This window comes from Gordonia abscondita, assembly GCF_032711245.1.
In the GTDB taxonomy this organism is placed as follows: Bacteria; Actinomycetota; Actinomycetes; order Mycobacteriales; family Mycobacteriaceae; genus Gordonia.
The window spans coordinates 1,266,318-1,283,923 of record NZ_CP128986.1 but is presented as its reverse complement, the minus strand read 5'-3'; the positions used below and the strand labels follow the sequence as shown (position 1 = coordinate 1,283,923).

General features: G+C 66.4%; 13 protein-coding genes. 4 read left to right on the top strand and 9 right to left on the bottom strand.

Annotation, left to right across the window (positions count from 1 at the left end):
• Window positions 1–111: 111 nt before the first annotated feature.
• The 4 genes from MP11Mi_RS06020 to MP11Mi_RS06005 all read right to left on the bottom strand — a co-directional run bounded on the left by MP11Mi_RS06020 (window position 112) and on the right by MP11Mi_RS06005 (window position 5,245).
• A complete protein-coding gene (locus tag MP11Mi_RS06020) occupies window positions 112–1,605 on the bottom strand; it encodes a fatty acyl-CoA synthetase (RefSeq protein ID WP_420041389.1) in 1,494 nt (497 codons plus the stop codon).
• A gap of 166 nt (window positions 1,606–1,771) precedes the next feature.
• Window positions 1,772–3,307, bottom strand: coding sequence for a CoA-acylating methylmalonate-semialdehyde dehydrogenase (locus MP11Mi_RS06015; protein WP_420041388.1), 1,536 nt, complete (start codon window positions 3,305–3,307; stop codon window positions 1,772–1,774).
• Window positions 3,308–3,355: 48 nt separating this feature from the next.
• The gene (locus MP11Mi_RS06010; protein WP_420041387.1) at window positions 3,356–4,141 is read right to left on the bottom strand and encodes an enoyl-CoA hydratase; all 786 of its coding nucleotides are present in this window, start codon (window positions 4,139–4,141) and stop codon (window positions 3,356–3,358) included.
• Window positions 4,142–4,171: 30 nt separating this feature from the next.
• Complete coding sequence (locus MP11Mi_RS06005; RefSeq protein WP_420041386.1) at window positions 4,172–5,245, bottom strand: 3-hydroxyisobutyryl-CoA hydrolase; 1,074 nt, start codon at window positions 5,243–5,245, stop codon at window positions 4,172–4,174.
• A gap of 154 nt (window positions 5,246–5,399) precedes the next feature.
• Between MP11Mi_RS06005 and MP11Mi_RS06000 the strand changes: the two genes are divergently transcribed.
• Complete coding sequence (locus tag MP11Mi_RS06000) at window positions 5,400–6,314, top strand: LysR family transcriptional regulator (RefSeq protein WP_420041385.1); 915 nt, start codon at window positions 5,400–5,402, stop codon at window positions 6,312–6,314.
• Between the two features lie 36 nt (window positions 6,315–6,350).
• Here the strand turns inward: MP11Mi_RS06000 and MP11Mi_RS05995 are convergent, their stop codons facing one another.
• On the bottom strand, window positions 6,351–7,361 hold the full coding sequence (locus MP11Mi_RS05995; RefSeq protein WP_420041384.1) for an alpha/beta hydrolase: 1,011 nt from the start codon (window positions 7,359–7,361) through the stop codon (window positions 6,351–6,353).
• A gap of 237 nt (window positions 7,362–7,598) precedes the next feature.
• On the opposite strand from MP11Mi_RS05995, the gene gltB reads away from it, so the two are divergent.
• A complete protein-coding gene (gene gltB / locus MP11Mi_RS05990; protein WP_420042022.1) occupies window positions 7,599–12,236 on the top strand; it encodes a glutamate synthase large subunit in 4,638 nt (1,545 codons plus the stop codon).
• Window positions 12,229–13,683 (top strand): glutamate synthase subunit beta, encoded by a 1,455-nt coding sequence (locus tag MP11Mi_RS05985; RefSeq protein ID WP_420041383.1) that lies wholly within the window; start codon window positions 12,229–12,231, stop codon window positions 13,681–13,683. Before gltB ends, MP11Mi_RS05985 begins: the two co-directional genes overlap by 8 nt.
• Before the next feature lie 3 nt (window positions 13,684–13,686).
• Here the strand turns inward: MP11Mi_RS05985 and MP11Mi_RS05980 are convergent, their stop codons facing one another.
• Window positions 13,687–14,262: an RBBP9/YdeN family alpha/beta hydrolase gene (locus tag MP11Mi_RS05980; protein ID WP_420041382.1), complete on the bottom strand. Its 576-nt coding sequence runs from the start codon at window positions 14,260–14,262 to the stop codon at window positions 13,687–13,689.
• 52 nt (window positions 14,263–14,314) lie between these two features.
• Between MP11Mi_RS05980 and MP11Mi_RS05975 the strand changes: the two genes are divergently transcribed.
• The gene (locus MP11Mi_RS05975) at window positions 14,315–14,668 is read left to right on the top strand and encodes a MerR family transcriptional regulator (RefSeq protein WP_420041381.1); all 354 of its coding nucleotides are present in this window, start codon (window positions 14,315–14,317) and stop codon (window positions 14,666–14,668) included.
• A gap of 17 nt (window positions 14,669–14,685) precedes the next feature.
• On the opposite strand, the gene MP11Mi_RS05970 is transcribed toward MP11Mi_RS05975, so the two are convergent.
• Genes MP11Mi_RS05970 through MP11Mi_RS05960 form a run of 3 tightly spaced genes read right to left on the bottom strand, consistent with a single transcriptional unit; the run spans window position 14,686 to window position 17,579 of the window.
• Window positions 14,686–15,447 (bottom strand): isocitrate lyase/PEP mutase family protein, encoded by a 762-nt coding sequence (locus MP11Mi_RS05970; RefSeq protein ID WP_420041380.1) that lies wholly within the window; start codon window positions 15,445–15,447, stop codon window positions 14,686–14,688.
• Window positions 15,448–15,486: 39 nt separating this feature from the next.
• Window positions 15,487–16,674, bottom strand: coding sequence for an ABC transporter permease (locus tag MP11Mi_RS05965; RefSeq protein WP_420041379.1), 1,188 nt, complete (start codon window positions 16,672–16,674; stop codon window positions 15,487–15,489).
• The gene (locus MP11Mi_RS05960; RefSeq protein WP_420041378.1) at window positions 16,671–17,579 is read right to left on the bottom strand and encodes an ABC transporter ATP-binding protein; all 909 of its coding nucleotides are present in this window, start codon (window positions 17,577–17,579) and stop codon (window positions 16,671–16,673) included. The genes MP11Mi_RS05965 and MP11Mi_RS05960 overlap by 4 nt, the downstream gene beginning before the upstream one ends.
• Between the last annotated feature and the right edge of the window lie 27 nt (window positions 17,580–17,606).

Sequence of the window (17,606 nt, the reverse complement as noted above, 5' to 3'; positions counted from 1 at the left end):
CCGGGGCGCGGGCCCACCACCGAGGCTATCCCTTGGGACGGAATACTTCCCGTCGTTCGTCGAAGCATCCGCCGACGAGCACGCTCCCGCCCTAGCCGTGGCCCGTCTCCGTCACGCTTTCGCCCGCAACTCCCGCTTCAACAGTTTTCCGCTCTGGTTGCGCGGCAGTTCATCGACGAACAGCACCGACTTGGGCACCTTGAACGGCGCGATCCGTTCCTTCACGAACGCGATCAACTCGCCCTCGGTGACCGACTGGCCGTCCCTGACCACGACGACAGCGGTCACCGCTTCGATCCACTTGTCGTCCGGCGTGCCGATCACCGCGACCTCGGCCACCGCCGGGTGCAGATAGACGGAGTCCTCGACCTCGCGGGAGGCAACCAGGACACCGCCGGTGTTGATGACATCTTTGATGCGGTCGACAACTGTGAGGTAGCCCTGCTCATCGCTGGTCACGAGGTCGCCGGAATGGAACCAGCCGCCCGTGAACGCCTCCTCAGTAGCCGCAGGCTTGTTCCAGTAGCCGCTGCACAGTTGGGGTGAGCGATAGCAGACCTCACCCTGCTCGCCGAGCGGCACGTCGTTGCCGTCGCCGTCGACGATTCGCGTCTCGACGAAGAACACCGGACGGCCGCACGACGCCGGCCGATCGGCGTGCTCGTCCGGTCGCAGAATGGTGGCCAGCGGTCCGATCTCCGACTGGCCGAAACAGTTGTAGAAGCCGATGTCCGGGTACCGTTCGCGCAGCCGGTTCAGCACGGTCACCGGCATGATCGAGGCGCCGTACTGCGCCTTCGTCAACGAACTCAGATCGCGCGAGTCCAATTCAGGGCTGTTCGCGAGCGGCACCCACACCGTCGGCGCGAGGAACAGCGATCCGATCCGTCGTTCCTCCACCAGACGCAGGATCTCGCCGACGTCCGGCTTCTCGATCAGTGAGATGGTCGCGCCGATCGACAGGTAGGGCAGAGCGAACACGTGCAGGCCGGCCGAGTGGTATAGCGGCATCGCGATCAGCGGTGCGTCGTCGGCGGTGAAGTCGAGTCCGACCAGGCAGGACACGTACTCGTGGACGAGCGCCTGATGCGTCATCATCGCGCCCTTGGGCGCGGAGGTGGTGCCCGACGTATACAGCAGCTGCGCGAGATCCGTCGGCGAGACCGTGACATCCAGCTCGGGTACCGGGCCATCCGATGACGAGGCCACGAGGCTGTCGTCCGCGTCGCGCAGGGCGATCACCGGGAGGTCCGTTGTGACCTCGTCGAGGGTCGGCCGGAGCAGCGGATCGACCAGCACGATGGACGCGCCGGAGTCGTCCAAGAGGTACTGAAGTTCTCCCGCTTTAAGTGCGAAGTTGATCGGCACGTGCACCAGACCCGCGCGGACGGTCGCGAGGAATCCGATCAGATAGGCGTCGGAGTTCACCCCGAACGCCGCGATCAGTGCCCCGGGCTCCATGTCGAGCGCGAGGAGCCGCGCCGCAGCACGCGTCACGGCGTCGTCGAGCGCACGATACGTCCAGTCGCGGTCTGCGAATCGGAGCGCCACGCTGTCGGGAATGCGGGACGCAGTCCGGCGCAACAGGGAATCGATCGTATTCACTCGGACATCCACGTTGGACACGGTACGGCGCAGTTCTCGGATTCGGGTTGGATTGGCGAGGGAGTTGGATTGGCGAGGCGGGCCGGAATCAGTACGCTCACCGATCTGCGCGGACAAATAGTCCACAGAGGCCGATGAGCGTACTGATCTCAGGAGAAGGGGAGCGTCACTCCATCGTCGGGATGGAGAACTCGGCTCCGTCCTTGATGCCGGACGGCCAGCGCTGCGTGACCGTCTTAGTCTTCGTGTAGAACATGATCGACGCCGGTCCATGCTGGTTCAGGTCGCCGAATCCGGACCGCTTCCAGCCGCCGAACGTGTGGTAGGCGACCGGCACCGGGATCGGCACATTGACGCCGACCATGCCGACCTCGACGCGCGAAGTGAAGTCGCGGGCCGCGTCGCCGTCGCGAGTGAAGATCGAGACCCCGTTGCCGTACTCGTGGTCAGTCGGGAGCGCGAGCGCCTCGTCGTAGTCCTTGGCGCGCACGATCGTCAGCACAGGTCCGAAGATTTCGTCGGTGTAGATCGACATGTCCTTAGTGACGTGGTCGAACAGGGTCGGGCCGACGAAGTAGCCGTTCGACAGGTCTTCGCCGTCGAACGTCGAGTCGTCGCTGGTGCGTTCGCGGCCATCGATGACGAGCTCAGCTCCCGACTCGACGCCCTGCCCGATGTAGTCAATGACCTTGTCGCGAGCGGCACCGGTGACGAGCGGACCGTAATCGGCCTTCGGGTCGAGCGAGTGGCCGACGCGCAGCGCGTTCACCTTGTCGACGAGCTTGGCGCGCAATGCTTCCGCCGTCTCCTCTCCGACCGGCACGGCCACCGAGATCGCCATACAGCGCTCACCGGCGGCGCCGTAGCCCGCGCCGACCAGGGCGTCGACGGCCTGGTCGAGGTCCGCGTCCGGGAGGATGATCATGTGATTCTTCGCGCCGCCGAAGCACTGTGACCGCTTACCGTTGGCCGCAGCCGTCTCGTAGATGTACTGCGCGATGTCGCTGCTGCCGACGAAGCCGAGAGCCTTCACGTCGGGGTGAGTCAGGAGGGCGTCGACCGACTCCTTGTCGCCGTTGACGACCTGGAACACGCCGTCCGGCAGACCGGCCTCGGTGAACAGTTCGGCCAGACGCACCGTGACCGACGGGTCGCGCTCGGACGGCTTCAGGATGAAGGCGTTACCGCACGCGAGGGCCGGGCCGGCCTTCCACAGCGGGATCATCGCCGGGAAGTTGAACGGGGTGATGCCCGCGACCACGCCGAGCGGCTGGCGCATCGAGTAGACGTCGATGCCCGGGCCCGCCCCCTCGGTGAAGTCGCCTTTGATCAGGTGGGGGATGCCGGTCGAGAACTCGATGACCTCGACGCCGCGCTGCACGTCGCCCTTCGCGTCCTCGAAGGTCTTGCCGTGCTCCAGCGACAGCGCCGTCGCCAACTCGTCCATGTTCTCGTTGACCAGAGCGATGAACCGCATCAGGACGCGGGCGCGTCGCTGCGGGTTCCACGACGCCCACACCTTCTGAGCGTCCGCGGCGATGGCTACGGCGGCGGCGACCTCGTCGGTCGACGCGAGCGCGACGCGCGCCTGCACCGTCCCCAGGCTCGGGTTCAGCACCTCCGCAGTACGGCCCGACGGGGCGGCGTCACCGATGCTGGTGGTGCGCTTACCTGCGATGTAGTGGGGGATGACGTCGGTCATGGTGGTGCTCCTTTGGTGGATCTCGGCTCCGCTCGATCAGCGGGGATGTCAGCGGTGAGTGAAGGCGGGCTTGCGCTTCTCGACGAACGCGGCCATGCCCTCGGTCTGGTCGTCGGTGGCGAACGTCGAATAGAACAGCGAACGCTCGGTGCGGACGCCTTCGGTGAGTCCCGACTCGAAGGCGCGGTTCACGGCCTCCTTGGCGAGCGAGGCGGCGATCGCCGACTTGCTCGCGATCTCGGCAGCCACCTCGAGTGCGGTGCTGAGCGTCTGTTCGGCGGGCACCACGCGGGAGACGAGTCCGAGGCGTTCGGCCTCGTCGACTTTCATCTGGCGGCCGGTGAGGATCAGATCCATCGCTTTAGCCTTGCCGACCGCGCGTGTCAGGCGCTGCGAGCCGCCGATGCCCGGGATGACACCGAGGGTGATCTCAGGTTGACCGAACTTGGCGGTGTCGCCCGCGATGATGAGGTCGCACAGCATCGCGAGTTCGCAGCCGCCGCCGAGTGCGAAGCCGTTGACAGCCGCGATCGTCGGGGTGCTCAATCCGGCGAGGCGGTCCCAATCACCGAAGAAGCGCTGGGACTGCACGTCACTGAACGACTTCGACGACATCTCCTTGATGTCGGCACCCGCAGCGAATGCGCGATCGGAGCCGGTGATGACGATGGCGCCCACCGACTGGTCGGCATCGAATGTTGTTGCGGCGTCGACGACTTCGGTCATCAACTGGGTGTTGAGGGCATTGAGTGCCTTCGGGCGGTCGAGCGTGATGATGCCGACCCGGCCCTCGGTGTCCACTTTGATCGTCTCGTACTCGGCTGAGTCGGTCATCTGCGTCTCCTTGATGTTCGTGTGCGGTGTCTACAGCGTCAGTTCGAGATGATCCGGCAATGGGGCGAGGAACGCACTCGCATCGACCGGACCGGGCTGCCACTTCGGTGTGCGGTCCTTGTCGATCACCTGCGCGCGGATGCCTTCGGCCAGGTCGGGGTGCTGCAGGCACCGCAGCGACGAACGGTATTCGCGGACGAGCGCGTCGCGCAGTGATGCGTCACCTGCTGCGGCGCGGAGCGCGGCGAGGGTAGCGGCCAGCGCCGCGGGCGACTTGCCTTCGACAGCCTCGGCAGCCGCGAAACCTTCCGGGGTGGCGGTCGCGACGCAGTTCTCGACGATCTGCGCGACGGTGTCGGCGGCGAACGCCTTCGCGATCCACTCGCGACCCGCGGCGACTTCCGACTCGGGAGGGATCTGCGCGAACTCGGCGAGGACGTCGTCGAGCGGCCGATCGGCGAGTGCGTCGACGAAGGCGTCAAGTCGGTCGGCTGGCACGAAGTGGTCGGCGAGGCCGAGCGCGATCACATCGCCTCCGCGTAGATGCGTCGTCGTCAGCGCGGCGTACGTGCCGAGTTCGTCGTCGACGTGCGACAGGAGCCAGGTTCCACCGACGTCGGGAACCAGTCCGATGCCGACCTCTGGCATCGCGAGACGGGTGCGATCGGTGACGATCCGGGTATTCGCGTGTCCGGAGATCCCGACGCCGCCGCCCATGACGATGCCGTCCATGATCGCGACATAGGGCTTCGGGTAGTCACCGATGCGTGCGTTCATCACGTACTCGTCGCGCCAGAATGCGGCGGACGCCGATGCCGCTGCGGCTTCGTCGCCAGCTCTGGTCAGGGCTTTCGCATCAGTGTGGATCGCGACGATGTCGCCGCCCGCGCACAGCCCTCGGTCACCGGCACCGCGCACGATGACTGTGTCAATGGCCGGATCCTCGGCCCAGGCGACGAGCGCCGAGTCCATCAGCAGCACCATCTCGTGGTCGAGCGCGTTGATCGACCGCGGCCGGTTCAGCGTGATCACACCGGTGCGTCCGGAGACCGTCGTGACGACTGCGGGCGCGTCGGCGGGCGTCGAATCGGCAGCAGGGGGCATTGCGGGTGTTCTCCTCAGAGGTCGAACTGGGTTTCGGGGGTGTGTCCGTCGCCACTCATCCTGGAGAGGGATCGGGTGTGCGTCAACGCACAATCGCGCACTGGCGGGGTGCGGAACTGCTAGCTCGGACAGGTTTGGAGATTACAATCGTGCAATGCCGGACAGTATCGATGCGCGGAGCGTGCGGGCGGACGACCTTCGCTACCTATTGGCCGTCGCACGGGCGGGGAGCCGTGCGGTGGCGGCGACGGATCTGGGAGTGGATTCGAGCACGGTGACTCGGCGGATTCGGGCGTTGGAGAAGGTGCTCGGTGTGCGTCTGGTCGAGCAGGGGGTCGACGGTTGGGAGTTGACCGAAGTGGGGCGCGACGTCGCCGAGGGTGCGGCACCGATCGAGACGGCAGTCGAGCGGACGATCGATGCCGTGGCGGGTGCCAGAACGAACTCGTTGCGAGGCAACGTGCGGATCACCGCCCCGGACGCTTTCGGCGCCTATTTCGTCGCTCCGGCGATGGCACGTCTGCGGAACGCGAATCCGGATTTGACGGTTGAAGTCCTCACTGCCACAAGGCAACTCAACCTTCAGCAGTCGGGGTTCGACGTTGCCATCGCCGTCGGTGTGCCGATGAGCGGCAAACTGGTGACCGCACCGCTCGCCGAGTATGCGCTCGGTCTGTACGCGACCGACGAGTACTTCCAGACGCACCCGGTCCCGCGGGCGACCGCGGATCTCACCGCGCACTCGGTGATCTGGTACGTCGACTCACTGTTGCAGGTCGGCGACCTCGACCTGACGCACCACCTGCCTGCACTGACGTCTCGGCTGATGTCGACGAACGTGTTCGCGCAGGTGGAGGCGGCACGCGCCGGTGGCGGGATCGGGCTTCTGCCCGCGTTCGTCGCGATGCGGCATCCGGAGTTGAAGCGAGTCTTGGGCGACGCCGTCGAGATCCGCATGGACTTCTCGTTCGCTGCCCGCCGTGAACGACTGTCCAGCCCGACGGTCCAGGCGATCCACGCCGCCCTGCGTGCTGAAGTGGACGCGAGGGTAAGTGAGTTGCTCCCATAATCCACTCTGCCCGATCTCGTCCCCGTGGTGGCCCCGTCAGCCCAGGTGTTGGTCGATGAAGTCCTTCGCTTCGCGGACGGCCCGGCGTGATTCCGGTGTGAAGTAGGGGAACATCTGGAACACGTGGCCTTGGTCCGGCCAGGCCTGCAGAGTCGACGATCCGCCTGCTGCCAACAGGTTTCGGTGGATGATCCGGGCGTCGTCGGCCATGACTTCGCGAGCGCCGTACTGGATCAGGGTGTCGGGCAGATCCATGTCGTGGGTCAGTGCGATCCGCATCCGCGGGTGGTCGGAGGCGGCGTCCCCGCGGTACAGGCCCATCAGTCGTTGTGCGCTCGCGGCGTGGATATGTGGGTCGTGCACACCCGTGCGTTCCAGTGCGCGAGCGACATTGAACACCGGATCGTAGAGCGGAGAGAACAGCACCATCGCCTTTGGTTGCGGGACGCCGTCGGCGTGGTTCGCGGCCAGCAGGTCTTGAGCCAGGTGCCCGCCGGCCGAATCGCCGCCGACGATGATCTGATCGCTCGAGAATCCCTGGTCGAGCAGCCAGCGGTAACCGCGGATTGCGTCGTCACCGCCCGCCGGGAACCGGTACTCGGGCCCCAGCCGGTAGTCGAGACTGAATGCGCCGATCCCGGCCCGACGGACTAGCCGGGCGACGAGACCGCGATGGGTCCGCGGCGAGCAGACGAGATAGCCGCTGCCGTGAAGGTAGTAGAGGATGGTCCGTCGACTCGACGGCGACGGGACACCGCCGCCGAACCGGTGTGCCTCGTGTGTCCACTCGCCCCGGATCTGGCCGTTACCGACATGCCGTCTGACCGTCGTGGTCTTGGTTCCACGTGGAACAGGGCTGATCGCCGACAGCGATCCGTTGAGTGCCGGTCGAATCAGCGGGAGGGCTGTCGGGCCGATTCCCGGCACGCGGCTCGCGACGCCCATCAGCGGTCGGGCCGCTCGCCAGACATACGCGTTGAGCGTCCGGGCACGCAGCGAACCGGCGTTGTCGAGGCCGGATGCGATCTCAGTGTGACTCGCCGTCATAGGACGAGACGATACGGCGGATCTGCCTCATTACGGGGCTGTTTCCATCCGATGTCCTACCGATTTTGCTGATGGGGCCGCTGACGTGGCAGAATCAGTGGTACTGCACTCGGGCCATGTGTCCGAGTAATCCAGCAAAGACGCTGAATCCCCGGCGATGTGCAGCTCGCATCGATCCGCCCGGGTTCTTCAAGTACAAATCAGTACGCAGCGTCGCGTGCAGGAATGGCAGATTCCATGAAGCACTTGCCGGGGCCCACTGGCCTCTACGATCCGCTCAACGAGCACGACGCCTGTGGTGTCGCCTTCGTCGTCGACATGCACGGACGACGCAGTCGCGACATCGTCGAGAAGGCGATCACCGCGCTGGTCAATCTCGAACACCGCGGCGCCGCGGGTGCCGAGCCCAACACCGGTGACGGTGCGGGCATCATGATTCAAGTCCCCGACCGCTTCCTCCGCGACGTCGTCGACTTCGACCTGCCCGCCGAAGGCGCATACGCCACCGGTATTGCCTTCCTGCCGCAGTCCGCGCAGGACGTGCGCGACGCCGTCGCCGGCATTGAATCGATCGTCAGCGAAGAGGGCCTCGACCTGCTCGGCTGGCGCGACGTGCCCGTCGACGAGTCGTCGCTGGGCGCGCTCGCCCGCGATGCGATGCCGACGTTCCGACAGATCTTCATCGCACTCGCCGACCGTGACGCGAACGGGAGCCGTCCCGGCAGCGAGGCCGTGATGAACCTCGAGCGCAAGGCGTACGTGGTGCGCAAGCGCGTCCAGTACGAGCTCGGTGAGAAGGGTGCCGGTCAAGACGGCCCGGGCCGCGAGACCGCGTACTTCCCGAGCCTGTCCGGCCAGACCTTCGTCTACAAGGGCATGCTGACCACGCCGCAGTTGCGTGATTTCTACCTCGACCTGCAGGACGACCGCGTCGAGAGCGCGCTCGGCATGGTCCACTCGCGGTTCTCCACCAACACGTTCCCGTCCTGGCCGCTCGCGCACCCGTTCCGCCGCGTCGCCCACAACGGCGAGATCAACACCGTCACCGGTAACGAGAACTGGATGCGCGCGCGCGAAGCGCTCATCAAGACCGACGCGTTCGGCGACGGTCTCGACAAGATCGCGCCGATCTGCACGCCCGGCGCGTCCGACACCGCACGGTTCGACGAAGTCCTCGAACTTTTGCACCTCGGCGGCCGCAGCCTGCCGCACTCGGTCTTGATGATGGTCCCCGAGGCGTGGGAACGCAGCGAGGACATGAAGCCCGAGCACCGCGCGTTCTACGAGTACCACTCGGCGCTCATGGAGGCGTGGGACGGCCCGGCGTCGGTGTGCTTCACCGACGGCACGGTGATCGGTGCGGTCCTCGACCGCAACGGTCTGCGCCCCTCGCGCATCTGGGTCACCAAAGACGGGCTCGTGATCCTCGGCTCGGAGGTCGGCGTCCTCGACATCGACCCCGCCGACATCGTCACCCGCACCCGTCTGCATCCGGGCAAGATGTTCCTGGTCGACACCGCGCAGGGTCGCATCGTCGCCGACGAAGAGGTCAAGGACTCCCTCGCCGCCGAGCATCCGTACCAGGAGTGGCTGGACGCCAACCAGGTGAAGCTCGAAGACCTGCCGGCTCCGCCGCACACCCACATGGCGCACGACCGCGTCACCCTCCGTCAACAGGTGTTCGGGTACACCAACGAAGACCTGAACCTGCTGATCTCGCCGATGGCGGCGACCGGAGCCGAAGCGATCGGCTCGATGGGCACCGATACTCCGGTCGCCGTGTTGTCCGCGCGCCCGCGCATGTTGTTCGACTACTTCCAGCAGATGTTCGCGCAGGTCACCAACCCGCCGTTGGACGCGATCCGCGAGGAGATCGTCACCAGCATCCGCCACCGCATCGGCGGGGAACGCGACCTGCTGAACCCGGGAGCCGACTCTGCGAAGCAGATCGTCCTGAGCGCCCCGGTCCTCGACAACGGCGACCTCGCCCGACTCACCGGCATCGACGGCGATGCGACCGGTTTCCCGTCCGTCCACATCCACGGCTTGTACCCGGTCGCCGAGGGCGGCGCCGGACTGCGCAAGGCGCTCGACGACGTCCGGTCAGCGGTGTCGGCGGCCATCGCCGACGGCGCGCGCATCATCGTGCTCTCCGACCGCGAGTCCGATGAGACGCTCGCACCGATCCCGTCGCTGCTGTTGACCTCGGCCGTCCACCACCACCTGGTGCGGGAACGGACCCGGACCCGCGCCAGCATCGTCGTCGAATCCGGTGACGCCCGAGAGGTCCATCACATGGCGCTTCTCGTCGCGTTCGGCGCCAGCGGCATCAACCCGTACATGGCGTTCGAGACCATCGAGGACATGCTGCTGGCAGGCGCCCTCGTCGTGCCCGGCACCGACGACCTCGACCACGACACCCGCTTCGCGAAAGCTCGCGCCAACTACATCAAGGCCGCCAGCAAGGGCGTCCTCAAAGTGATGAGCAAGATGGGCATCTCGACAGTGCCGTCGTACAACGGCGCCCAACTGTTCCAGGTGATCGGCGTCGCGCAGGACGTCGTCGACGAGTTCTTCACCGGCCTCAACAGCCAGCTCGACGGCATCGGCCTCGACGAGATCGCCGACGAGGTGGCCCGCCGGCACTCCGTCGCCTTCACCGACCGTCCCCAGGAGCGCGCCTACCGTGAGCTCGAAGTCGGCGGCGAATACCAGTGGCGCCGCGAAGGCGAATACCACCTGTTCAACCCGGACACGGTGTTCAAGCTGCAGCACGCCACCCGCACCGGCCAGTACAGCGTGTTCAAGGAGTACACCAAGCTCGTCGACGACCAGTCGACGCGGTTGGGCACGCTGCGCGGCCTGTTCGACTTCAAACTCGGCGACCGGGATCCGATTCCGCTCGACAAGGTGGAGCCCGCCAGCGAGATCGTTAAACGGTTCTCGACGGGTGCGATGAGCTACGGCTCGATCTCCGCGGAAGCGCACGAGACCCTCGCCATCGCCATGAACAGGTTGGGTGGACGCTCCAACTCGGGTGAGGGCGGCGAGGACACGCGTCGCTTCAGCCACGACGAGAACGGCGACTGGCGACGCAGCGCGATCAAGCAGGTCGCGTCGGGCCGGTTCGGTGTGACCAGTCACTACCTGAGCAACTGCACCGACATCCAGATCAAGATGGCGCAGGGCGCGAAGCCCGGCGAAGGCGGCCAGCTGCCGCCGCACAAGGTGTACCCGTGGGTCGCCGAGGTCCGCGGTTCCACTCCTGGCGTCGGCCTGATCTCGCCGCCGCCGCACCACGACATCTACTCGATCGAGGATCTCGCACAGCTGATCCACGACTTGAAGAACGCGAACCCGAAGGCGCGCATCCACGTCAAGCTCGTCTCCGAGATTGGTGTCGGCACGGTCGCCGCAGGCGTGTCGAAAGCGCACGCTGACGTCGTGCTGATCTCCGGGCACGACGGCGGCACCGGCGCGAGCCCGCTGACGTCGCTCAAGCACGCGGGAGCCCCGTGGGAGATCGGTCTCGCCGAAACTCAACAGACGCTCCTGTTGAACGGTCTGCGCGACCGCATCGTCGTTCAGGTCGACGGCCAGCTGAAGACGGGTCGCGACGTGATGATCGCCGCCCTGCTCGGCGGCGAAGAGTTCGGTTTCGCGACCGCGCCGCTCGTCGTCTCGGGCTGCGTCATGATGCGCGTCTGCCACCTCGACACCTGCCCGGTGGGCGTCGCCACGCAGAACCCGCTCCTGCGCGAACGGTTCACCGGCAAGCCGGAGTTCGTCGAGAACTTCATGCTGTACATCGCCGAAGAGGTGCGTGAACTGTTGGCGCGCCTCGGTTTCCGTACCTTGAACGAGGCGATCGGCCAGTTCGAAGCACTCGACACGACAAAGGCCATGGACCGCTGGAAAGGTTCCAAGGCCGGCAACCTCGACCTGTCGCCGATCCTGACGATGCCGGAGTCGCCGTTCATGAACCAGGACCTGTACTGCACGGGCGTCCAGGATCACGGCCTCGATAAGGCCCTCGACAACGAGCTGATCGAGAAGGCTCGCGCGGCCCTCGAATCGGGGACGCGCGTCAACGTGACCAGCCCGATCACCAACGTCAACCGCACGGTCGGCACCATGCTCGGCCACGAGGTCACCAAGGTGTACGGGGCGCAGGGCCTGCCCGAGGGCACGGTCTCGATCGACTTCACCGGGTCGGCGGGCAACAGCTTCGGTGCATTCGTCCCGCGCGGCATCACCATGCGGCTCGAAGGCGATGCGAACGACTTCGTCGGCAAGGGACTGTCGGGCGGCAAGCTCGTCGTTCGTCCGCCGCGGAACGCTCCCGTCGACTTCATCGCCGAGAAGAACATCATCGCAGGCAACGTCATCGGTTTCGGCGGCACCGGAGGCAAGATCTTCTTGCGCGGTGTCGCAGGCGAACGCTTCTGCGTCCGCAACTCGGGCGTCGCGGCCGTCGTCGAAGGCGTCGGCGACCACGGATGCGAGTACATGACCGGCGGCAGTGTGATCGTCCTCGGCGAGACCGGCCGCAACTTCGCGGCGGGCATGTCTGGCGGCGTCGCCTACGTCTACGACCCGAACAGCACGTTCGAGGCGAACCTCAACGTCGAACTCGTCGACCTGGAAGAACTCGACGCCGACGACGTCACCTTCTTGGAAGGCTCGCTGACTGAACACCGTGACGAGACCGGTTCGACGGTGGCCGCGGCCGTCCTCGACGACTGGTCGAAGCAGCAGGGGAACTTCGCCAAGGTGATGCCCCGTGACTACAAGAAGGTTCTCGCCGCCATCGACGTCGCCGAGCGAACCGGACGAGATGTGAACGACGCGATCATGGAGGCGGCTCGTGGCTGACACCAGAGGTTTTCTCAAGCACACCGAACGTGAGACGCCGACCCGGCGTCCCGTGGACCTGCGACTCATGGACTGGAAAGAGGTCTACAACGACTTCGACGAGTCCACCCTGCAGACGCAGGCGAGTCGCTGCATGGACTGCGGTGTCCCGTTCTGCCACAACGGCTGCCCGCTCGGGAACCTGATCCCCGAATGGAACGACCTCGCGTACCGAGGCCGGTGGGACGCGGGCATCGACCGCTTGCATGCCACGAACAACTTTCCGGAGTTCACCGGTCGTCTCTGCCCGGCACCGTGCGAGGCGTCGTGCGTACTCGGCATCAACCAGCCCGCCGTCACCATCAAACAGGTCGAGGTGGAGCTGATCGAGAAGGCGTGGGACGAAGGTACCGTCGCACCGGTCTTGCCCGACCGCAAGACCGGTAAGAAGGTCGCCGTCGTCGGTTCGGGTCCTGCCGGTTTGTCCGCGGCCCAACAGTTGACGCGGGCGGGCCACGACGTGACCGTATTTGAGCGCGCCGACCGCATCGGCGGCCTGATGCGCTACGGCATTCCCGAGTTCAAGATGGAGAAGCACTTCATCGACCGCCGCCTCGAGCAGATGGAGGCTGAGGGGACTGTCTTCCGTGCGGGCGTCAACGTGGGCGTCGATGTGACCGTCGAACAGCTACGCGGCGATTATGACGCCGTCGTCCTGGCGAACGGTTCGACGATCGGCCGTGACCTGCCGATCCCCGGCCGGGAACTGAACGGGATCCATCAGGCGATGGAGTTCCTGCCGCAGGCCAACAGGGTGCAGCACGGCGACACCGTCGACAACCAGATCACGGCGACCGGCAAGAGCGTCGTGATCATCGGCGGCGGCGACACCGGGGCCGACTGCCTCGGCACGTCGCTACGGCAGGGCGCCAAGCAGGTCCACCAGTTCGAGATCATGCCCAAGCCGCCGATCGAGCGCGCCCAGTCGACCCCGTGGCCGACGTACCCGCTCATGTACCGCGTCTCGTCTGCCCACGAGGAGGGCGGCGAACGCGTGTACAGCGTGAACACCGAAGAGTTCGCCGGGGAAGACGGCCACGTCACCAGTCTGAAAGCGCACGAGGTGGCGATGGTGAACGGTCGCTTCGAGAAGGTCGAAGGCAGTCACTTCGAGCTTGAAGCGGACCTTGTTCTGTTCGCGATGGGCTTCGTCGGCCCCGAGCGCGGTGACCTGCTCGACAAGCTGGGCGTCGCCTACGACGCTCGCGGCAACGTCGCACGTGGCGAGGACTTCGACGCCGTCGGCCTGCCCGGCGTGTTCGTCGCGGGCGACGCCGGTCGCGGCCAGTCGCTCATCGTGTGGGCGATCGCCGAAGGCCGTTCCGCGGCAGCGGCGGCCGACCGCTACCTGTCCGGTGCGACGCTGCTTCCAGCCCCGATCGTCCCGACCCAGGTCAGCCAGCGATAGGCCTCAGAGTCCACGCAGGTCGAGACCGTCGAGGATCTGCGGCAGCGTGCTAACGCCGTCGTCCGCGAGGAAGTGTCCCGCACCGGGGACCACGCGGACGGCGACGTCGAGGTCCGCGGCGAACTCGTCGCTGGCCTCGGACGGAACGATCGGATCGTCGTCGGATGCGAACACGGTCGCGCGGGTGATTCTCCGCCTGACCGCGGCAACCTCGGTACCCGCGAGGAATGCGTCGAGGCCGTCGGCGATGAAGCAATCGAGCTCGGTGTCCCCGAACGGTCCGGAGAGTGGTCGTCGGAACGGTGCGACGGCGACGAACGCGCCGAGTCGAACGTCCGAGACCTGCTGCAGGGCTCGGGCGACGGTGACACAGCCGAGGCTGTGGGCGACGACGGCCGTGCCTTCGTCGCTATTCGCGAGTGCGTCGGCGACGAGAGAAGTCCACGTGTCGGCGTCGGGCCGACGAGCGTCGGGGAGGGCGAGCCGGTCGCCGTGGGTTTCGTTGGCCAGCCAACGAAACCAATGATCGTCGATGCCCGCGCCGAAACCGTGGACGATGAGAGTGCGGTTGATGCTCATACCGATGCAAGGTAGACGTTGACGTCAGTGTGAAGGTCAAACGGAGGCGCAGATGAGGATCGGCGAGTTCGCGGCGCGGGCTGGTGTCACGCCACGCATCGTCCGGCACTACGAGGATCAGAGTCTGCTGTGTCCGGCACGGACCTCCACGGGGTACCGCGAGTTCACGCTGGCCGATCTCGACACGGTCGCCCGGATCCGGTTGATGATCGATGCGGGTCTGAACACTGCGGCCATCCGGGCCTACCTTGACTGTGTCGCCACGGGCAGCGACGGCCCGGTGGTCCAGATGTGTCCGAACCTGCGGCGTGCGGTCGACGCGGTAGGGGAGCGACTGGATCGGAAGGTTCGGCAGGTCGAAGAGACTCGATCGGGGTTGGACCGGTTGACTGACGCGGCGCGCTGACGCGTCGACGGCTCCGGTCAGCGCCAGCGGTCCAGCAGTTCGCCTGCCTTCTCGGCGAGCGCGGCCTGCAGGAACGGGCCGAAACTGATCCGGCCGACGCCGAGCGGGCCGAACGACGCCGGATCGTCGGTGCCGGGCAGCGCGATCGCGTTGACCGGTAGTGGGAGTTCGTCGGTCAGCCTGCGGAGCACGGCGTCATCGTGGCGTCCGACGGGATAGAGGGAGTCGGCGCCAGCGGTGGCGGCTTCGGTCATCCGCGCGATCGCGCGATCGACGCGGTCGGCGTCGTCGCCGTCTTTGCGTACAAACAGATCGGTGCGGGCGTTCACCACGACGTGGACGCCCGCCTCGTCGGCTGCTCCGCGGAGAGCACCGACGAGCTCGGCGTGTTCGGTCGACGAGCGCAGGCGGCCGCCTTCGCCGTGGACGGTGTCTTCGATGTTGAGGCCGACGGCTCCCGCTTCGAGGAGTCCGGCGATCAGGCGTTGCGCACTCTCGCCGTATCCCGATTCGATGTCCACGGAGATCGGGACGTCGACGGCCGCGGTGATCTGGGCGACGCGAGTCAACAGATCGTCGAACGACATGCCCTCGTTGTCGGCTTTCCCGAGGGAGTCGGAAACCGGGTGGCTGCCTACCGTGAGGGCGGCGAATCCCGCATCGACGGCGAGTTTCGCCGACCACGCGTCCCACACGGTGGGCAGGACGACGGGATCGCCGGGACGGTGGAGGTTGAGGAGTGCGGTGGCGCGGGCGCTCAGGTCCTGGGTCGAAGGCATGCCATCAGGCCTACCCGGTGAACGGGCAGACGTCGACCGCTACTTGCCCAACGCTGTCTTCCACGACACCCGCGAACCGGTGAGAAGGACCGAACGTCGGTAGATGCGTCCGGCGATCCATACGGCGATTCCGGTCACTACAGCCATGACGATGCACGAGCCGAGGACTTCCACCCAAGTGGCGTATCCGGTCGCGACACGCATGGGCACAACGGTCGACGAGAACGGTGGAATCCAGGCGAGGACTCGTATCGCCGACGAATCGGGTGCGCCGATGCCGAAGATCCCGGCGTACAGGGCGCCCATCGCGAGGATCATCAACGGCCATGACGCGCTGTTGATCTCCTCCTGCCGCGACACCATCGCGCCGGTCGCCGCGTACAGGGCGGAGAAGAATGCGAAGCCGAGCAGCAGCCAGATCACCGATACACCGAGCATCGTGGCCGCGACGTCTGGAACAGTAAGCAGGCCGGTGACCTGGGCGGTGATGAATGCTGCGGCCGCGAAGAGGAGCGTCGACGCCATTTGGACAACGCCGATGCCGAGGATCTTGCCCCATAACAGGTGACCGGGTTTCACGGTGGCGAGGAGGATCTCGACGATTCTGGAGACCTTCTCCTCGACGACGCCGACGGCGACCGCCATGCCGCCGCCGAAGATCATCATGAACATCAGGACCGATCCGATGTACGACAACGCGAGGCGCTCGCCTTCGGCGTCGGTGACCTGCTTCGTGCGCTCCACGGTGACGGCCGCACCGCGTTGCAGCGTCCCAGGGTCGACGCCTGCCTTGGCGAGGGCACCGTGGACGGTGGCCGCCGAGACACCGCTCTTGATCGCGGCTTCGATGTCGGTGTCGAGGTCGTCCTCGGAGTAGACGGTGTATCCGCCACCGGGCGAGGCGACGATCGCGGCGGTCACCGAACCGTCGGCGGCCGCCGCTCGCGCGTCGGTGGAGGCGGAGAACGACAGCGAGACGCCGAGCTGTTCGCCCGTCGCCTTGATGGCGGCGGTCGTGCCCGAGTCGACGCCCTGGACCGCTATGGTCTCCGACTTCGAGTCGTCGCCGCCCACGAACTGCGATGCGACGATGCACCCGACGATCGCCACGAGCAGCATGATGACGTTGGTGACGATGAACGACCGCGCCTTGACGCGGGTGACGATCTCTCGTGCGGCGATCAGCCGGATCGACGTCCAGGCCGACGCGGGTTCTGGGACGCTCATTCGGCGGTCACGACCTCTCGGAACATTTCGGTCAGGTCGGGGGTGGCGGACGCGAACGTGTGGACGGGGCCGGTGGCGAGAGCAGCAGCGAGGATCTGCTGGTCGTCGTGTGTGCCGTCCAAGTAGATCGTCGTCGCCGCGTCGTAATCGGCACGGACCACGCCGCGCAGGTCGTCGGCCCATCCGGGCGGGGCGTGAGGGGCGTCGACCCGGAGACGGACGCCGCCGCGGGAACGGAGTTCGTCGACGGTTCCGAGCGCCCGCATCCGGCCCTTCCCGATGATGCCGACACGGTCACACAGGCGTTGGACGAGGTCGAGTTGATGACTGGAGAAGATGACGGGGACTCCGTCGCCTGCCTTCTCGGTGAGTACTTCGCTCATCACGTCGACCGCTACGGGGTCCAGGCCCGAGAACGGTTCGTCGAGTACGAGGACGTCGGGGTCGAAGACGAGAGCTGCGGCGAGCTGGACGCGCTGCTGGTTGCCGAGCGAAAGGTCGGCGACGTTGTCGCCGACTCGGCTGTCGATGCCGAGTCTGTGCGTCCAGTACTGGGTTCGCTCGGCTGCGTCCGACGCCGACAGACCGTGGAGTCGCGCCAGGTAGACGAGCTGGTCGCCTACTTTCATTTTCGGGTAGAGGCCGCGTTCTTCGGGCATGTAGCCGATGCGGCGGCGGATGTCGGCGTCGATCGGCCGTCCGCCGAATGCGGCGGTCCCCGAGTCGGCGGCAAGCACGCCGAGAATGATGCGCATGGTGGTCGACTTGCCCGCGCCGTTCGACCCGACGAAACCAAAGATCTCACCCGCGCCGACTTCGAACGTCACATCGTCGAGTGCCTGCAGCGAACCGAAGCTCTTGGTGAGTCCGGCGACGGCCAGATCTGCGGACGGGTTGGGGGACATGCGGATCCCTCTCTTCGTGGTCTGTTC

Coding starts and splice junctions, on each gene's coding strand:
- MP11Mi_RS06015 (WP_420041388.1), bottom strand. CDS start 3,307: ATGACCGACGTCATCCCCCACTACATCGCAGGTAAGCGCACCACCAGC.
- MP11Mi_RS06010 (WP_420041387.1), bottom strand. CDS start 4,141: ATGACCGACTCAGCCGAGTACGAGACGATCAAAGTGGACACCGAGGGC.
- MP11Mi_RS06005 (WP_420041386.1), bottom strand. CDS start 5,245: ATGCCCCCTGCTGCCGATTCGACGCCCGCCGACGCGCCCGCAGTCGTC.
- MP11Mi_RS06000 (WP_420041385.1), top strand. CDS start 5,400: ATGCCGGACAGTATCGATGCGCGGAGCGTGCGGGCGGACGACCTTCGC.
- MP11Mi_RS05995 (WP_420041384.1), bottom strand. CDS start 7,361: ATGACGGCGAGTCACACTGAGATCGCATCCGGCCTCGACAACGCCGGT.
- gltB (WP_420042022.1), top strand. CDS start 7,599: ATGAAGCACTTGCCGGGGCCCACTGGCCTCTACGATCCGCTCAACGAG.
- MP11Mi_RS05980 (WP_420041382.1), bottom strand. CDS start 14,262: ATGAGCATCAACCGCACTCTCATCGTCCACGGTTTCGGCGCGGGCATC.
- MP11Mi_RS05975 (WP_420041381.1), top strand. CDS start 14,315: ATGAGGATCGGCGAGTTCGCGGCGCGGGCTGGTGTCACGCCACGCATC.
- MP11Mi_RS05970 (WP_420041380.1), bottom strand. CDS start 15,447: ATGCCTTCGACCCAGGACCTGAGCGCCCGCGCCACCGCACTCCTCAAC.
- MP11Mi_RS05965 (WP_420041379.1), bottom strand. CDS start 16,674: ATGAGCGTCCCAGAACCCGCGTCGGCCTGGACGTCGATCCGGCTGATC.
- MP11Mi_RS05960 (WP_420041378.1), bottom strand. CDS start 17,579: ATGTCCCCCAACCCGTCCGCAGATCTGGCCGTCGCCGGACTCACCAAG.